8 protein-coding genes are annotated in these 16,400 nt (G+C 68.8%); 4 read left to right on the top strand and 4 right to left on the bottom strand.

The genetic code is table 11. The features are described 5' to 3' along the window. The first annotated feature begins 16 nt into the window (after positions 1–16). From LXT21_RS39685 to LXT21_RS39675, 3 genes are all read left to right on the top strand, one after another. Positions 17–6,784, top strand: a complete 6,768-nt coding sequence (locus tag LXT21_RS39685) for a non-ribosomal peptide synthetase (protein WP_254043447.1) — start codon at positions 17–19, stop codon at positions 6,782–6,784. Positions 6,785–6,917: 133 nt separating this feature from the next. Further along, positions 6,918–7,115, top strand: a complete 198-nt coding sequence (gene lysW / locus LXT21_RS39680; RefSeq protein WP_074955275.1) for a lysine biosynthesis protein LysW — start codon at positions 6,918–6,920, stop codon at positions 7,113–7,115. Between the two features lie 13 nt (positions 7,116–7,128). Next, positions 7,129–7,992: a family 3 encapsulin nanocompartment shell protein gene (locus LXT21_RS39675; protein ID WP_254043446.1), complete on the top strand. Its 864-nt coding sequence runs from the start codon at positions 7,129–7,131 to the stop codon at positions 7,990–7,992. A gap of 55 nt (positions 7,993–8,047) precedes the next feature. Here the strand turns inward: LXT21_RS39675 and LXT21_RS39670 are convergent, their stop codons facing one another. Next, complete coding sequence (locus LXT21_RS39670) at positions 8,048–9,016, bottom strand: SAM-dependent methyltransferase (RefSeq protein ID WP_254043445.1); 969 nt, start codon at positions 9,014–9,016, stop codon at positions 8,048–8,050. Positions 9,017–9,393: 377 nt separating this feature from the next. On the opposite strand from LXT21_RS39670, the gene roxA reads away from it, so the two are divergent. Continuing rightward, on the top strand, positions 9,394–11,415 hold the full coding sequence (gene roxA, locus LXT21_RS39665; protein ID WP_254043444.1) for a rubber dioxygenase RoxA: 2,022 nt from the start codon (positions 9,394–9,396) through the stop codon (positions 11,413–11,415). Between the two features lie 101 nt (positions 11,416–11,516). Here the strand turns inward: roxA and LXT21_RS39660 are convergent, their stop codons facing one another. From LXT21_RS39660 to LXT21_RS39650, 3 genes are read right to left on the bottom strand one after another with little or no spacing between them, the layout of a single operon-like run. Then, a complete protein-coding gene (locus LXT21_RS39660; protein WP_254043443.1) occupies positions 11,517–12,923 on the bottom strand; it encodes an aldehyde dehydrogenase family protein in 1,407 nt (468 codons plus the stop codon). Positions 12,924–12,953: 30 nt separating this feature from the next. Further along, the gene (locus tag LXT21_RS39655) at positions 12,954–15,131 is read right to left on the bottom strand and encodes a 3-hydroxyacyl-CoA dehydrogenase NAD-binding domain-containing protein (RefSeq protein WP_254043442.1); all 2,178 of its coding nucleotides are present in this window, start codon (positions 15,129–15,131) and stop codon (positions 12,954–12,956) included. Positions 15,132–15,174: 43 nt separating this feature from the next. After that, the gene (locus LXT21_RS39650) at positions 15,175–16,386 is read right to left on the bottom strand and encodes an acetyl-CoA C-acetyltransferase (RefSeq protein ID WP_254043441.1); all 1,212 of its coding nucleotides are present in this window, start codon (positions 16,384–16,386) and stop codon (positions 15,175–15,177) included. Positions 16,387–16,400 lie beyond the last annotated feature (14 nt).

Genomic DNA, 16,400 nt, shown 5'->3' with positions numbered 1-16,400 from the left:
GGGGGAGGAAGAACACGTGCTGGTGTGGGTGGTGCATCACATCGTGTTCGACGGTTGGTCGGTGGGGCTGATGGAGAAGGAGCTGGGAGAAGGTTACGGGGCGAGGGTGCGAGGGGAGACGGCGGAGCGCACGCCGTTGGAGGTGCGGTACGCGGACTACGCGAGGTGGCAGCGGGAGTGGCTGAAGGGTGAGGTGCTGGAGAAGCAGCTGGAGTGGTGGAAGGAGCAGTTGGCGGGAGCGCCGCCGGTGTTGGAGCTGCCCACCGACAGACCTCGTCCCGCGGTGCGCACCTATCGAGGTGCGCTGAAGCGCGTGACGCTCTCGCATGGTCTGGAAGAGAAGCTGCGCGAGCTGAGCCGGAAGGAAGGGGTGACGCTGTACATGACGTTGCTGGCGGCGTTCCAGGTGCTGCTGGGGCGCTACAGCGGGCAGGGCGACGTGGTGGTGGGGACGCCGATATCGGGGAGGAACTGGAGGCAGGTGGAGGAGTTGGTTGGCTTCTTCGTGAACACGTTGGTGGTGAGGGTGGAGACGGGGGGAGCGAGCTTCGGGGAGTTGCTGAGGAGGGTGAGGAAGGCGTGCCTGGGAGCGTTCGCGCACCAGGACCTGCCCTTCGAGCAGCTGGTGGACGCGCTGCAGCCGAGCAGGGATTTGAGCCGCTCACCGCTCTTCCAGGTCATGTTCGTCATGCCCGGCGAGCTGGCGCCCCTGTCGCTCGAAGGAGTCACGGCCGAGGAGCTCGACTTCGAGCCGGGCGTGTCGAAGTTCGACCTCACGCTGTTCGCGTGGGAGACGCCGCGCGGGCTGGTGACGTCCTGGGAATACAACACGGACCTCTTCGACGAGGAGACGGTGTCGCGGATGGCGGGGCACTACGGTCGCCTGCTCGACGCGGTGGTGGAGTCCTCGGAGCAGCCCGTCTCCGCGCTCCCGCTGCTCGACGCGACGGAGCGTCGGCACCTGCTGGTGGAGTGGGGTGCGCGTCGGGACGCGACCTATGTGCCGGGCCTGATGCACCAATGGGTGGAGGCCCAGGTGGCGCGGACGCCGCACGCGGAGGCGGTGACGGACGGCACGCGCTCGCTGACGTACGCGGAGCTGGACGCGCGCGCCAACCAGCTCGCGAACCACCTGGTGGCGTTGGGGGTTCCGCCCAACGGCTCGGTGGGGTTGTGCCTGGACCGGAGCAGTCTCGAGATGCCCGTGGCGGTGCTGGCCACGCTCAAGGCCGGAGCGGCCTTCCTTCCGTTGGACCCGACGTGGCCCACCGAGCGGCTGCGGCTCATGTTGGAGGACACCGAAGCGCCCGTGGTGGTGGCGCAGTCGCACCTGGTCGCCGCGCTGCCGTCGGGGACGTCCGCGCGCCTGCTGAACCTGGAGGACGAGTCCGCCGCCATCGCGCGCCGCCCCACGAGCGCGCCCTGCGTGGACCTCTCCGTGGAGACGCACTGCTACTTCGTCTACACGTCCGGGAGCACGGGCCGACCGAAGGGCATCGTCATGTCCCACCGCGCGGTGGGCAACATGCTCTGGTGGTTGCTGAAGCGGACGGTGAAGCCGGACGCGACGACGCTCCAGTTCGCCTCGCTCAACTTCGATGTCTCCTTCCAGGAGATGTTCGGCACCTGGTGCCTGGGCGGGCGCGTCCTGCTCATCACCCCGACGCTGCGTCAGGACCCTGGCGCGATGCTCCGGTACATGGTGCGCCACAAGGTCGAGCGGCTCTATCTCCCCTTCGTCGCGCTCCAGGCGGTCTGTGACGCCGCGGCGTCCGAGGAGGTCCTGCCTCCCCTAACGGAGGTCGTCACGGCGGGAGAGCAGCTCCAGGTGACGCCCGCGCTCGTGGCCTTCTTCGAGCGGCTCCCGGGGTGCGTGCTGGAGAATCAGTACGGTCCCTCGGAGGCGCATGTCGTCACCGCGTGGCGGGCCTCGGGGCCGCCCTCATCGTGGCCCGCGCTTCCTCCGGTGGGCGTGCCCATCACCAACGTGCGCCTGTTCGTGTTGGATGCGAACGGCGAGCCCTGTCCCATCGGTGTCCCGGGAGAAGTAGGCGTCGCGGGCGCGAGCCTGGCGCACGGCTATCACGGTCGCCCCGAGCTGACCGCGGACCGGTTCCTTCCGGACACGCTCGAGGGTGCATCGGGTGAGCGCTACTACCGCACGGGAGACAGGGCGCGGTGGCTGGCGGACGGGAACCTGGAGTTCCTCGGGCGCCTGGATGGGCAGGTGAAGCTGCGGGGCTTCCGCGTCGAGCTGGGCGAAGTGGAGGTGGTGCTGCGCGCGCTGCCCGGCGTGAGGGACGCGGTGGCGGTGGTGCGCGAGGACGTGCCGGGAGACCGTCGGCTGGTGGGCTACGTCGTGTACCAGGAGGGGCACTCGCTGACGCCCGCGGAGCTGCGCGCGCATCTCCAGGCGAAGGTACCCGAGTACATGGTGCCCTCGGCCTTCGTCGCGCTCCCGGCGCTGCCGATTGCCCCGACGGGGAAGGTGGACCGCAAGGCGCTGCCCGTGCCCCGCGTGGAGGAGTCACGCGGTGGCGACGTGGCGCCACGCACGGCGATGGAGCGGGTGGTCGCGGAGGTGTTCGGTCCGCTGCTCGGCCTGGAGCGCGTGGGCGTGGACGCCCACTTCTTCGAACTGGGAGGGCACTCGCTGCTCGCGACCCAGGCGGTGTCCCGCTTGAAGGACGTGGTGGGGCGAGACCTTCCTGTTCGTGTGCTCTTCGAATCGCCCACGGTGGCGCAGCTCGCGGAGCACCTGGAGGACGTCGTCGAGGAGGCCCGAGGTGCGCCTCCGCCCGCGCTGGCCAGGAGACCGCACAGCGGCGTGGTGGAGCAGTCCTTCGCGCAGCAGCGATTGTGGTTCCTCTCGCAGCTCGACGCGGAGGGGTTCTCCTACAACATGCCCTTCGCGACGCGGCTCACGGGCCGACTGGATGTGAGGGCGCTGGAGGGAGCGTTCCGTGACGTGGTGCGAAGGCACGAGTCACTGAGGACGACGTTCGGCGAGGTGGATGGGACGCCGGTGCAGCGAATCCACGAGGACGTGGAGCTGTCGCTGACGGTGGAACAGGTCGCCGCAGCGGAAGTGCTGCAAAGGGTGGAGGAGGAAGCCCAGCGTCCGTTCGACCTGGAGCGAGGGCCGCTGCTGAGGGCGAAGGTGTTGAGGGTGGGGGAGGAAGAACACGTGCTGGTGTGGGTGGTGCATCACATCGTGTTCGACGGTTGGTCGGTGGGGCTGATGGAGAAGGAGCTGGGAGAAGGTTACGGGGCGAGGGTGCGAGGGGAGACGGCGGAGTACACGCCGTTGGAGGTGCGGTACGCGGACTACGCGAGGTGGCAGCGGGAGTGGCTGAAGGGTGAGGTGCTGGAGAAGCAGCTGGGATGGTGGAAGGAGCAGTTGGCGGGAGCGCCGCCGGTGCTGGAGCTGCCCACCGACAGACCTCGTCCCGCGGTGCAGTCCTTCAACGGGGCGCACCTGTCGCTCCGGATTCCTCCCGAGCTGGCGGGCGCGCTGCGCGAGCTGAGCCGGAAGGAGGGAGTGACGCTGTACATGACGTTGCTGGCGGCGTTCCAGGTGCTGCTGGGGCGCTACAGCGGGCAGGGCGACGTGGTGGTGGGGACGCCGATATCGGGGAGGAACTGGAGGCAGGTGGAGGAGTTGGTTGGCTTCTTCGTGAACACGTTGGTGGTGAGGGTGGAGACGGGAGGAGCGAGCTTCGGGGAGTTGCTGAGGAGGGTGAGGAAGGCGTGCCTGGGAGCGTTCGCGCACCAGGACCTGCCGTTCGAGCAGCTGGTGGACGCGCTGCAGCCGAGCAGGGATTTGAGCCGCTCACCGCTCTTCCAGGTCATGTTCGTCATGCCGGGACCCACCGTGCCGATGTCGCTCCAGGGGCTCGGTGTCGAGAGCCTCGCCTTCGAGCCGGGCATGTCGAAGTTCGACCTCACCCTGTTCGTCCAGGAGCAGCCCCAGTCGCTGGTGACGTCCTGGGAATACAACACGGACCTCTTCGACGAGGGGACGGTGTCGCGGATGGCGGGGCACTACCTCCGGCTGCTCCAGTCCGCGCTCGCGCAGCCCGCGCAGGACGTCGAGACGTTGCCGCTGCTCGCCGAGGCCGAGCGGCACCGGCTGTTGGTGGAGTGGAACGCTACCGAGGCGCCACCTCCATCCGTGAGTCATGTGAACGCGCTCTTCGAGGAGCAGGCCGAGTGCACTCCCGACGCGGTGGCGGTCCGCTTCGGCGAGCACGCGCTCACCTATGGCGAGCTGAACCAACGAGCGAACCGACTGGCGAGACTCCTGCGCCGGGGAGGCGTGGGGCCCGATGTGCCCGTGGGCCTGTGTGTCCGTCGCTCCCTGGACCTCGCCGTCGGTGTGCTCGCCATCCTCAAGGCGGGTGGAGCCTACGTCCCGTTGGACCCGTCGTATCCGCGCGAGCGACTGGCGTGGATGCTTCGCTTCTCCAGGACTCCGTGGTTGCTCACGCAGTCGTCCCTCGCCGACCTCGTGCCGGAAGGGACGGCCCAGAAGCTGCTGCTCGACACCGAGGCGGCGCGCTTCGAGGACGAGGACCCGGAGGACCTCCCGCCACTGGCGGGGGCGGAGTCGCTCGCGTACGTCATCTACACCTCGGGTTCGACGGGAGACCCGAAGGGCGTGGCCATGCCGCACGGGCCGCTGCTCAACCTGGTGCAGTGGCAGCTGGGCGCCTCGCGCCTGCCCCAGGGGCGCACGCTCCAGTTCTCCGCGCTGAGCTTCGACGTCTGCTTCCAGGAGCTGTTCTCCACCTGGGCGGCAGGTGGGGAACTGGTGCTCATCCCCGAGGAGCTGCGGCTGGATGCGCGCGCGCTGCTGGAGCACATGGACCAGCACGGCGTCGAGCGACTGTTCCTCCCCTTCGTCGCGCTCCAGAACCTCGCCGAGGTGGCGGACCGGGATGGACCGGCTCCGAGTCGACTCCGTGAAATCATCACGGCCGGAGAGCAGCTCCGCGTGACACCCGCGCTGCGGCGCTTCATCGGTCGTCTGCCGGGCTGCGTCCTGCACAACCACTACGGGCCCACGGAGTCCCACGTGGTGACGGCCCACACGCTGGAGGGCGACCCCTCATCCTGGCCGGACCTTCCGCCCATCGGTCGCCCCATCGCGAACGCGCGTGTTCACGTGCTCGATGCGCGAGGCACGCCGGTTCCTCCCGGTGTCCCCGGCGAGCTGTATCTGGGGGGAGTGGCGCTGGCGCGCGGTTACCTCCACCGTCCGGACCTGACGACGGAGCGCTTCGTCGCGGACCCGCTGGGCCTTGCTCCAGGCACACGGGTGTATCGGACGGGAGACTTCGCGCGATACCTCTCCGAGGGCACCGTCGAGTTCCTCGGACGCCGCGACGCACAGGTGAAGGTGCGCGGCTATCGCATCGAGCTGGCGGAGGTCGAGGCCGCGCTCGCGCACCATCCCGCGGTGAAGGACTGCGTGGTGGAGGCACGCGCGGATGGCTCGGGGCTGTCACGCCTGGTGGCCTATGTCGTGGGCTCGGATGGCGCCGCTCCCGAGGCGAGGGCCCTGCGCGCCTTCCTCCAGGAGCGACTGCCCGACTCCATGGTGCCGGGCCACTTCGTGACGTTGGAGTCACTGCCCCTGTCACCCAGCGGCAAGGTGAATCGCCGGGCCTTGCCCGCGCTGGACACGGACGTCGCACGCCAGGACGCGGCGCCTCGCGTTCCTCCGAGGACCTCGCTGGAGCTCCAGCTCGTCCGGGCCTGGGAGGAGACGCTCGGCGTCCATCCGGTGGGCATCCGCGATGACTTCTTCGAACTCGGCGGCCACTCGTTGCTGGCCATGCGCCTGCTCGCGCGGATTCGTGAGCTCACGGGCCGCTCCCTCCCCGTGGCCGCGTTCTTCCAGGGCGCGACGGTGGAGCGCATCGCGCGCCTGTTGTCGGGCCACGCGCGCGAGACCTCCTCGCCCCTGGTTCAACTGCGCGGCGGGACGAAGCGCCCCTTCTTCTGCGTCCATCCCGTGGGCGGAACCGTGCTCGCGTACGCGGAGCTCGCGCACCTGCTGGGCCCGGACCAGCCCTTCTTCGGCCTCCAGGCACCGGGCCTCGATGGGGAGGCCGCGCCGCTCGACAGCGTCGAGGCCCTGGCGGAGCGCTACCTGCTCGCGATTCGCGCGGTGCAGCCACACGGCCCCTACCTGCTCGGGGGGTGGTCCCTGGGCGGGACGCTCGCGTTCGAGATGGCCCAGCAGCTCCAGGAGCGTGGCGAGGCGGTGGACCTGCTGGTGCTCATCGACACCTACGCGCGAGCCCACCCGGGAGGCGCCGTGGACCCGTCCTGGCTCGAACCCGCGCGGTTGGGGGCGCTCTTCTTCCGGGACGTGCTGCGCTCGGCGGGCGCGGAGCTGCCATGTCCGGAGGACGTCCTCGCGAGCCTTCCCCCCGATGAAGCGCTGCGCATGCTGGAGGCCGCGGCGAGCCACGTCGCGGCGCTCCCTGAGACAGGGCTCGCGCCGCTGCGCGCCGTGTTCGAATCCAACCTCCGCGCCGCCTGGCGCTACGTGCCCAGGCCCTACCCGGGAGCGTTGCTCTCCATCGAATCCGCCGAGTCACCTCGCGCGCACGAGTGGGACCTGCTCGCCAGGGGAGGCGTGGACGTCCACACGCTGCCCGGCGACCACTACGCGCTGCTGCGTGCACCGGGAGTTCACACCCTCGTCACGCTCCTGCGTGACGCGTTGGAGCGGTCCCACGCCCGGACACTCCCTCGGAGTGTATCCGCGTGAGCACGTCGAGACGTCGTGCCGAAATACCTGAGAAATGTGGCCTTGCTGCACTCACTTGTGTTTCAGGGCTTGTCTTGACGACCGGAATGAAGACTCAGAGACTGCGCCGATTCAATCCAAGAGGAGCAAGGGCATGCATGCACTGACGAAGCAGTCGGAAGCGACCGGGCAGGCCCGCTGCCCCACGTGTTCGGAGCCCATCGAGGCCGAGGGCCGCGTGCAGGGCGAGGTGTTGACGTGCTCGGGCTGTGACGGAGAGCTCGAGGTGGTCGGCCTCAATCCGCTCCGGCTCGAGGAAGCGCCCGAAGTCGAGGAGGACTGGGGCGAGTAGGCCCGGGAGCGCCATGAGCACGAACGAATCCGCGGAGCAGCCGCTCCTGTCACCCGGAAGGGTCTTCGCCCAGGCCGTCGCCAAAGAGGGCGCGAAGGCCTCGGTGGAGTTCTCGCACACCATCACGGAGGCCTTCCCGGGCTTCAAGCGGCGCCCGCGCATCGCGGTGCGCGGCCTGTTCAAGGTGGTGAAGGCCGAGGGCGGCAAGGTGAAGTACTGGCACGAGACGCCGCCCCAGTCGCCGCCCACCGTCCAGGTGGAGGACGTGGGCCTGCGTCCCGAGGCCGCCTTCGAGTTCCACACGGACCTGGCCACGCTCAAGCCCACCACGGCGTGGATTCAAGTCCCGCCCGCGCTCCTGGATGACCCGGAGACGCTGGCGACCTTCATTGACTTCCGGCTGCTGGTGCGGCTGTGCACCGCGGAGAACCAGGCGCTCGCGAGAGGGCGGGGTGGGGACCGCGTGCGGGGCCTGTTGGAGACGCCGGGAGTCGCCCGGCTGCCGGCGCGCTCGGACCCCGTGTCATCGCTGCTGGCGGCGTGTGACCGGGTGGAGCAGATGGGCGGCAGCGCGGACGGCATCCTCGTCAACCCGGCGGACTACTACCGCTACTTCGTGGGCAAGGGCGGGCTGCTGGCGGATTTGACGAGCATGGGCGTGCGCATCGCCCGCGCGCGCATGGTGGACCCCGGGCAGGTCATCGTCGGGGACTTCACCGCGGCGGCCACCATCTTCGACAGCGGCCGCTCCTCCATCCGCTTCGCCCAGCCGCCCCCCGGCATCTTCCCGCGCGATGGCCTGGCGGTCTGCGGAGAGATTCACGAGGCGCTCGTCGTCCACCTGCCGACGCACTTCTACGTCGCCTCGCTCGTCTGAGCGCCGTCGCCCGGAAGTCCTCCAGTGACTTCCGGGCGCGTGGGCCCCGCGGGCGTCAGGGCTTCTCGGCGCTGACCACCGCGTACTCGTCGCAGTTGAACAGCGTCAGCCACTGGAGCTGCTCGAACTCCATCTGCCGGGCGCGCCGCACGTCCTCGCGCACCTTCGCCACGGTGACGCTGCCGGGCTGACGCTCCGCGGCCGTCATGCCCCGGAGCGCGGCCAGCGCGGTGTTGACGGCCGGGTAGACATCCGACGCGATGGACTCCAGCTTCCCCTGCTGGAAGCCGGCGACGTGCAGCTCGGAGAGGTAGCGCTGCGTCGTCCAGACGTTGGCCTCGGGAAACGCAATCCGTCCGCGCCAGTAGCGGTGTCGCAGGCGTCGGCGCAGGCCCGCGCCGGACTCGCGGTCCGTCTTCTGACACATGTCCGCCATCACCAGACGCCCGCCGGGCCTGAGCACCCGGAAGGCCTCGCGCAGGAAGTCGCCGCGCGTGCGGAAGTGCATCGCGGACTCCAGCGCGAAGACGACGTCGAACTCGCCGTCGCCAAAGGGAATCTGGGTCGCCGAGCCCACCTCCAGGCGGACCCGCTCCTCCAGCCCTGTCAGCTTCACGCGCTCCTTGCCCACGCGGACCTGATTGGGTGTGACATTGATGCCCACGATTCTGGCGGGGCGGTATTCCTCCGCCCAGAGGATGTCCTGGTCGGCGTAGCCGAACCCGCAGTCGAGCACCACGTCCCGCTCGCTCAGTCTCGCCGTGCGCGCGAGCAGGTGGGCCATCTGGGCTTGTGCGGCTTTGAACAAATCACCGACGCGCTCACAGTTCGTCTCGTCCACGCGCTCCACGTCGCGCCAGTAGCCGAGGTTGATCCAGAAGGGCTCCCGCCCCGTGACGACGCGAATCTCTTGCGGTCTGGGCAGCCCTGCCACCCATGCACCCGTCTCGTTCGAATAGAAACGCTCGGGGTCCGCCAGCACCGCGCTCTTGAGCTGCCTTGCGACCTGCATGACGTCGAACATCGCGAGCCTCCTTCGTGGCGGTGCTTTCATTATGGCCCGGAAAGCTGGAATTGAGGAGCTGTCTGGACGCGCCCGCCCTCAATGTCAGGCGTGGGGACAGGTCCGTGAAGGTGGGAGGCATTGACGGGCTTGACCTGCGCGGAGGGGCATGCTCCAGCGCTGTTTGCTGATGAACAAGAGGTGGATGTCTTTCGGCGGGAGTCTTTGTCTGTTGGGTTGCCGTCTTGCTTGTGATTGTCCTCGGAGCCCGCTTCTGGGGCACGCCTTATTGGCAATTGGCAGTCGCACGGTGACGCGCCGCGTATTGAGACGCTTCACTGACAGGCATAAAAAGTGCCTTGTTGTCACCCTGCTAATAAGCGGAGGAGGGCCCGCTCATGCGACTGCACCGCAGTGGTTCGTTGGCTTTTTCGAGTTTCTTCTTCGCGGCCCTGGGAGTGACCCAGGCCGCAGCCGCCGAGTTGCCGTTGTTGGACAGCACCCCCTTGCGAGCCCCGTTCGCGGCGGCCTGTGAGGGGAAGCCGGACTCCACGCTGTTACCGGTGGACCCGCGCACGCTCGTCGTGCCGGGCGTCAACAAGCCGGGCGCGGCGGTGCAGTTCAATGCCTACTGGGTGGACCTGCACACCCCGCCGGCGCCGTTCGTCTCCAACCTGCCGCCCAACCCCAAGACGTGTGGTGAGTTCCGGGCCAGCGTCGCTCGCGGAAAGCACAACATCGAGACGCGGGCGTACTTCCAACCCTTCACCACGGCGTCCGCGTACTACTACATGTACACGCTGTGGGGTTACCTCTTGCGCCCGTCGGACTTCGACGAGCAGATTCAAAAACGCTTCGGCCTGGCCAAGGCCCCCTTCCGCAATCCCTACCCATACCCGTGGGAGAACCCCAACCTCACCAACGGAGGTAGCGGGCAACTCCCGCTCGGAATGGTCCAGGAGCGCGACTCCAACGGCCGCTGGACGGGCGCCATCGCGTCTTCCTGCTCGGGTTGCCATGACTCGAAGCTGGGGAACGACTCGGAGGGGTACTTCCTGTGGGGCCGCTCCAGTGACGCCATCGACGCCGGCCTCATCCAGTCCGACATGTTCCGCTCCACCGTGGTGGGCAACGTCTTCCAGATCGTCCCCGTGCCCTGGAGCGTCGGGCGCGGCATGAGCGACGCCATCGGCATCGTCGACTTGCTGCCCGCGCTCTTCGACATGGACGCCATGTCGCTCGCGCCCAGCCTGCTCGAGTATTTCCCCACCCACGCGGGCGGCATGTCGCGCGCCCCCAACTGGTGGTACCGCGCCTTCAAGACGCGTCAGTTCTGGGACGGCGCGCTCACGTCCGACAACGTCCGCTCGGAGATGGCGTTCGGCATCGCCAACATCACCCGCTCCGCCCCCGAGCGCCGCGCGCTGACCGCCGAGTTCGAGGACAACGACAACTTCTTCGTGTCGATGTCGCCGCCCACCTATCCCAAGGCCATCAACACGGCCCTGGCCGAGCAGGGCGCCATCCTCTTCCACGAGCGGGACATGTGGGCCAACGGCGCCAACGCCAACATCCCCAAGCAGGCCGGTAACGGCTCCTGCGCCAGCTGCCACGGCGTCTACTCGCCGCGCCACGCCGCCAACCCCGCCTTCCTGCCGGACCCCCGCCTCAAGGGCATCTCCGGCGTCATCACCCCCATCGAGACCATCCGCACGGACCCGGCCCGCAAGGATTTGATGGCGGACGAGCGCAAGCGCCGCGCGTGGAACACGTCCTTCCTGGCCTACAACGACCAGCACCCGGACCACGGCCCCTACTACGACGACCCCATCACCAGCGCCCTGCGCCGTGTGCCGCGCGCCGCGTATGACCGGGGCATGGGTCCCATCTACTCGCCGGAGGGGCCGAACATCTGGATCAAGCCCTTTGGCTACATCGCCACGCCGCTCTACGGTGCCTGGGCCTCCGCGCCGTACTTCCACAACTCCAGCGTCCCCACCCTGTGGGACGTGCTCAAGCCCTCGGACCGCCCCAAGGTCTGGAAGCGCCAGCAGACCGAGGGCAACTCGCTGGGCTCCAACGCCGGCTACGACATGAGCTTCGCCGCGTATGACTTCAACAAGCTCGGCTGGAAGGTGCAGGCCCTGGCCTGCGGAGACCGCCCGGCGAATGACCCCTTCATCCCCTGCAGCCAGGAGATGGCCACGCTCGACATCCTGTTCGCGAACGTCGCCAACACCGTCGCCAACTACAACTCGCTGGCCTACCAGTCGCCGCCGCCCATTACCCAGAAGCAGATCCGCTCGCGCATGATCTTCAACTCGCACCTGTACGGGCTCGGCAACGAGGGCCACGACTTCACCCAGTCGCTCACCGACAGCGAGCGCTGGGCCATCATCGAGTACATGAAGACGCTGTAATGACAGAAGCCTCCCCGGATGGGCCCGGTGGCCCGTCCGCGGGAGGCTTGGGGGAGTGAGGCCGTCGGGAGCAGCTGCCCGGCGGCCTCGTCGTGTCAGGGCTACATCAAACGCTTGAAGAGGCCCAGCTTGCCCACGTACGGCGGGTAGCGCATCGCCAGGTCCAGCAGGAACGGCCGCTTCACCACGCTCTTCTTGTGGCTGAAGGCATCGAAGCTGGACTGCCCGTGGTAGCCGCCGACGCCGGACTCTCCCACGCCGCCGAAGGGCAGCCCCTCCGCCGCGAAGTGCACGCACACGTCGTTGACCACCGCGCCGCCGCTGGACGTCTCCGTCAGCACACGCTCGTTGACGTTCGAGTCCTTGGCGAAGCTGTACAGCGCGAGCGGCTTGGGGCGCGAGCGCACGAAGCGGATGGCCTCGTCGATGCTCGGGCAGTCCACCAGCGGGAGGAGGGGACCGAAGATTTCATCCTGCATCAGCGGGCTGGCCAGCGGCGCGTCGGTGATGACGGTGGGGGCGAAGAAGCGGCTTGCCGCGTCGTGCTCGCCGCCGAAGGCCACCTTGCCGTGTCCCGCCAGCGCCCGCACGCGCTCGAAGTGCTTGGGGCTGATGATGCGGCCGTAGTCGCCGCTCTGCCGCGCGTCCTGACCGTAGAACTGGGTGACGGCCTTCTTCACCAGCTCCGTGAAGGGCGCCTTGAGCTCGGGCGGAATCAGCACGTAGTCCGGGGCGATGCACGTCTGGCCCGCGTTGACGTACTTGCCCCAGGCGATGCGGCGCGCGGTGACCTCCAGGTCCGCGCTCCGGTCGACGATGCAGGGGCTCTTGCCGCCCAGCTCCAGCACCGTGGGCGTCAGGTGCTTCGCGGCGGCCTCGGCCACCACGCGGCCCACCTGGGTGCCGCCGGTGAAGAAGATGAGGTCCCAGCGCTGCGCGAGCAGCTCGCGGCTGGTGTCCGCGTCGCCCTCCACCACGGCGACGACCTCCGGCGAGAAGGCCTCGCCGAGCAGCTTCGCCAGCACCGCCGACGTCGCCGGCGCCAGCTCACTGGGCTTGAGCACCGCGGTGCACCCGGCGGCCAGCGCCCCGATGAGCGGCGCGATGGACAGCTGATACGGGTAGTTCCACGGCGCGATGATGAGCGTCACGCCCAGCGGGTCGGAGTATTGATACGCCCGCGCCGGCTGGATGACGATGGGCGCCGAGCCCCGGCGCGGCTTCATCCACGCCTTGACGTGCTTGAGCGCGCCCTTGATTTCTCCATAGATGCTGCCGACCTCCGTCAGATACGCCTCCTCGGCGCTCTTCGAGAGGTCGGCCTTGAGGGCGGCGAGAATCTCCGCCTCGTACTTGCGCACCACCCGGTCCAGGGCTTCCAGCCGCGCTCGCCGCCACTCGAGCGGGAGCGTGACGCGAGACTCGAAATAGGCGCGCTGCTTTTCGACGAGCGCCCCCGCGTCGAGCGGAGACGGTACGGCGGCGAGGCGACTGGAGCTCTGGACCATGGACTTCTCCTTGCGAAAGGCGATGCGTGGCTACTTCAGGAGCTCACCCCGCTCCGCTTTCTGGATGAGCGACGCGGGCGGCTCGAAGTGCTTGCCGTAGCGCTTCGCCAGCTCGTTCGCGCGGGCGATGAAGCCCCTCAGGCCCGTGCCCGTGGGCCCCTCGTAGCCGTTGATGAACTGGGCCACGCCGCCCGTCCACGCCGGGAAGCCGATGCCCAGGATGGAGCCGATGTTGGCGTCCGCCGCCGAGCGCAGCACGCCCTCGTCGAAGCAGCGCACCGTGTCGATGGCCTCCGCGAACAGCATCCGCTCCTTCATGTCCTCGAAGGGGATGGTGGTGCCCGGCTTGGTGTAGTGCTTCGCCAGCCCCGCCCACAGGCCCGCGCGCTTGCCGTCCACGTAGTCGTAGAAGCCCGCCCCCGTGGAGCGGCCCTTGCGCCCGTGCTGGTCGATGAGCGCGTCCACCACCGCGTAGCTGCCATGGTCCGCCCACGGCTTGCCCGAGGCCTCCACGGCCGCCTTCGTCTCCAGGCGGATCTTCCGCGGCAGCGTCAGCGTCAGCTCGTCCATCAGCGCCAGGGGCGCCGCGGGGTAGCCCGCCTGCAGGCCCGCCTGCTCGATGGACGCCGGGGAGATGCCCTCGCCCACCATGGCGATGGCCTCGTTGAGGAACGTGCCGATGACGCGGCTGGTGAAGAAGCCCCGGCTGTCGTTGACGACGATGGGCGTCTTGCCAATCTGCACCGCGATGTCGATGGCCTTCGCCAGCGTCGCGTCGCTCGTCTTCTTGCCGGCGATGAGCTCCAGGAGCGGCATCTTGTCCACGGGCGAGAAGAAGTGCATGCCCACGAAGTCCTCGGAGCGCTTCACTCCCTCCGCGAGCAGGGTGATGGGCAGCGTGGACGTGTTGGACGCCAGCACCGCGTCGGGCGCCACCACGTCCTGCACCTCCTGGAAGACCTTGTGCTTGAGCTCCACGCCCTCGAACACGGCCTCGATGACCAGGTCGCAGCCCTTGAGCGCCGCGGCGTCCCCGGTGGGGGTGATGCGCGCGAGCAGCGCGTCGCCCTTCTCCTTCGTCGTCTTGCCCTTCTCCAGGGCCTTCTCCACCAGCTTCACGGAGTACTGCTTGCCCTTCTGGGCGGCCTCGGTGCTCACGTCCTTGAGCACCACGTCGATGCCCGCCTTGGCGCACACGTAGGCGATGCCCGCGCCCATCATGCCGGCGCCCAGGATGCCCACCTTCTTCGCCGTGTGCTGCGGATGGCCCTTGGGCCGGCCGCCACCGGAGTTGATGTGCTGCATGTCGAAGAAGAACGCCTGAATCATGTTCTTCGCGACCTGGCCCGTCGCCAGCTCCGTGAAGTAGCGCGACTCGATGGTGAACGCGGTGTCCACGTCCACCTGCGTGCTCTCCACCGCCACCGCCATGATGGCGCGGGGGGCGGGCATGTTCGCGCCCTTGAGCTGCTTGCGCAGGTTGGCGGGGAAGGCCGGCAGGTTCGCCGCGAGCCCGGGGGACGTCGGCGTGCCGCCCGGAATCTTGTAGCCCTTCTGGTCCCACGCCTGCTGCGAGCTCGGGTTCGCCTTCACCCACGCCTTGGCCGCCGGGACGAGCGCCTCCACCGACTCCACCACCTCGTGCACCAGGCCCACCTCCTTGGCCTCCTGCGGGCGGTAGCGCTGGCCCTGCAGCAGCACCTTCATCAGCGCGTCCACGATGCCCAGCATCCGCACCGTGCGCACCACGCCGCCCGCGCCGGGCAGCAGGCCCAGGGTGACTTCCGGCAGGCCGATCTGCACGCCCTTCACGTCCGCCACGATGCGGCGGTGACAGGCCAGCGCAATCTCCAGACCGCCGCCCAGCGCCGCGCCGTTGATGGCGGCGACCACGGGCTTGCCCAGCGTCTCCAGCGCGCGCAGCTGCGCCTTGAGCTCCTGGCCCAGCTCGAACGCCTGCTTCGCGTTCTCCTTGCGGATCTTCAACAGGTCATTCAGGTCGCCGCCGGCGAAGAAGGTCTTCTTCGCGGAGGTGATGACGACGCCGGTGATGTCCGCCTTCTCCTTGACCAGCCGCTCCACCGTCGCGCGCATCGACTGGATGTACGCGGCGTTCATGGTGTTGGCGGACTGGTTGGGGTCATCCAGCGTCAAGGTGACGATGCCGTCGGCATCCTTGTCCCAGCGGATGGTGCTCTGCTCGCTCATGGGGTTTGCTCGAATCTTGGTCGAAAGGGGATGCGCAGGAAGGTCAGACGCGCTCGATGAGGGTGGCCACGCCCATGCCACCGCCGACGCACAGGGTGATGACGGCCCGGCGCGCCTTGCGCCGCTCCAGCTCGTCCACCATGGTGCCCAGGATCATCGCGCCCGTGGCGCCCAGCGGGTGCCCCATGGCGATGGCGCCGCCGTTGACGTTGATCTTCTCGTTCGGGATGCCCAGGTCCTTCTGGTACTTGAGCACCACGGAGGCGAAGGCCTCGTTGAGCTCGAACAGGTCGATGTCCTTCACCGACAGGCCCGTCATGTCGAGCAGCTTGCGCGTGGCGGGGATGGGGCCCGTCAGCATGATGGTCGGGTCCGAGCCGGACGTGGCCACCGCGGCGATGCGCGCGCGCGGCGTCAGCCCCAGCGACTTGCCCACCTTCTCCGAACCGATGAGCACCAGCGCCGCGCCGTCCACGATGCCCGACGAGTTGCCCGGGGTGTGCACGTGCTCGATGCGCTCCACCATGTGGTACTTCTGCAGCGCCACCGCGTCGAAGCCGCCCATCTCCCCCATGCCGGCGAAGGACGGGCTCAGCTGGCCCAGCGACGCCACCGTGGTGTCCTTGCGCGGGTGCTCGTCGCGGTCCAGGACCACCAGCCCGTTCTGGTCCAGCACGGGGATGACGGAGTTCTTGAAGTAGCCCTCCGCCCAGGACTTCGCGGCGCGCGCCTGCGACTGCGCGGCGTAGGTGTCCACGTCCTCGCGGGTGAAGCCCTCCATCGTCGCGATGAGGTCCGCGGAGATGCCCTGCGGCACGAAGTACGTGTCGTAGTTGGTGGCGGGGTCCATGGCCCACGCGCCGCCGTCGGAGCCCATGGGCACGCGCGACATGCTCTCCACGCCGCCCGCGATGACCAGGTGCTCCCAGCCCGAGCGCACCTGCTGCGCGGCCATGTTCACCGCCGTCAGGCCGGAGGCACAGAAGCGGTTGAGCTGCACGCCGCCCACCGTCTCCGGCAGGCCCGCCGCCAGCACCAGCGTGCGCGCGATGTCCGCGCCCTGGTCGCCCACCGGCGACACGATGCCCAGCACGATGTCGTCGATCTGCTTGGGGTCCAGCGTGGGGTGGCGCTGCTTGAGGGCGTCCACCAGGCCGACGAGCAGGGAGATGGGCTTGATGCCGTGCAGCGCGCCCTTCTTGCCCTTGCCGCGAGGTGTACGGACGGCGTCGAAGATGAATGCTTCCTGGCTCACCGGGAGCCTCCTTG

Origin of the sequence: Myxococcus guangdongensis, assembly GCF_024198255.1 — a bacterium.
Taxonomy (GTDB): Bacteria; Myxococcota; Myxococcia; order Myxococcales; family Myxococcaceae; genus Myxococcus; species Myxococcus guangdongensis.
This window is presented reverse-complemented; position numbering and strand designations above follow the sequence as displayed.

What these genes read in the sequence shown, in the direction of transcription:
- roxA (WP_254043444.1), top strand. Translation starts at nt 9,394, where the DNA reads ATGCGACTGCACCGCAGTGGTTCGTTGGCTTTTTCGAGTTTCTTCTTC.
- LXT21_RS39660 (WP_254043443.1), bottom strand. Translation starts at nt 12,923, where the DNA reads ATGGTCCAGAGCTCCAGTCGCCTCGCCGCCGTACCGTCTCCGCTCGAC.
- LXT21_RS39675 (WP_254043446.1), top strand. Translation starts at nt 7,129, where the DNA reads ATGAGCACGAACGAATCCGCGGAGCAGCCGCTCCTGTCACCCGGAAGG.
- lysW (WP_074955275.1), top strand. Translation starts at nt 6,918, where the DNA reads ATGCATGCACTGACGAAGCAGTCGGAAGCGACCGGGCAGGCCCGCTGC.
- LXT21_RS39655 (WP_254043442.1), bottom strand. Translation starts at nt 15,131, where the DNA reads ATGAGCGAGCAGAGCACCATCCGCTGGGACAAGGATGCCGACGGCATC.
- LXT21_RS39670 (WP_254043445.1), bottom strand. Translation starts at nt 9,016, where the DNA reads ATGTTCGACGTCATGCAGGTCGCAAGGCAGCTCAAGAGCGCGGTGCTG.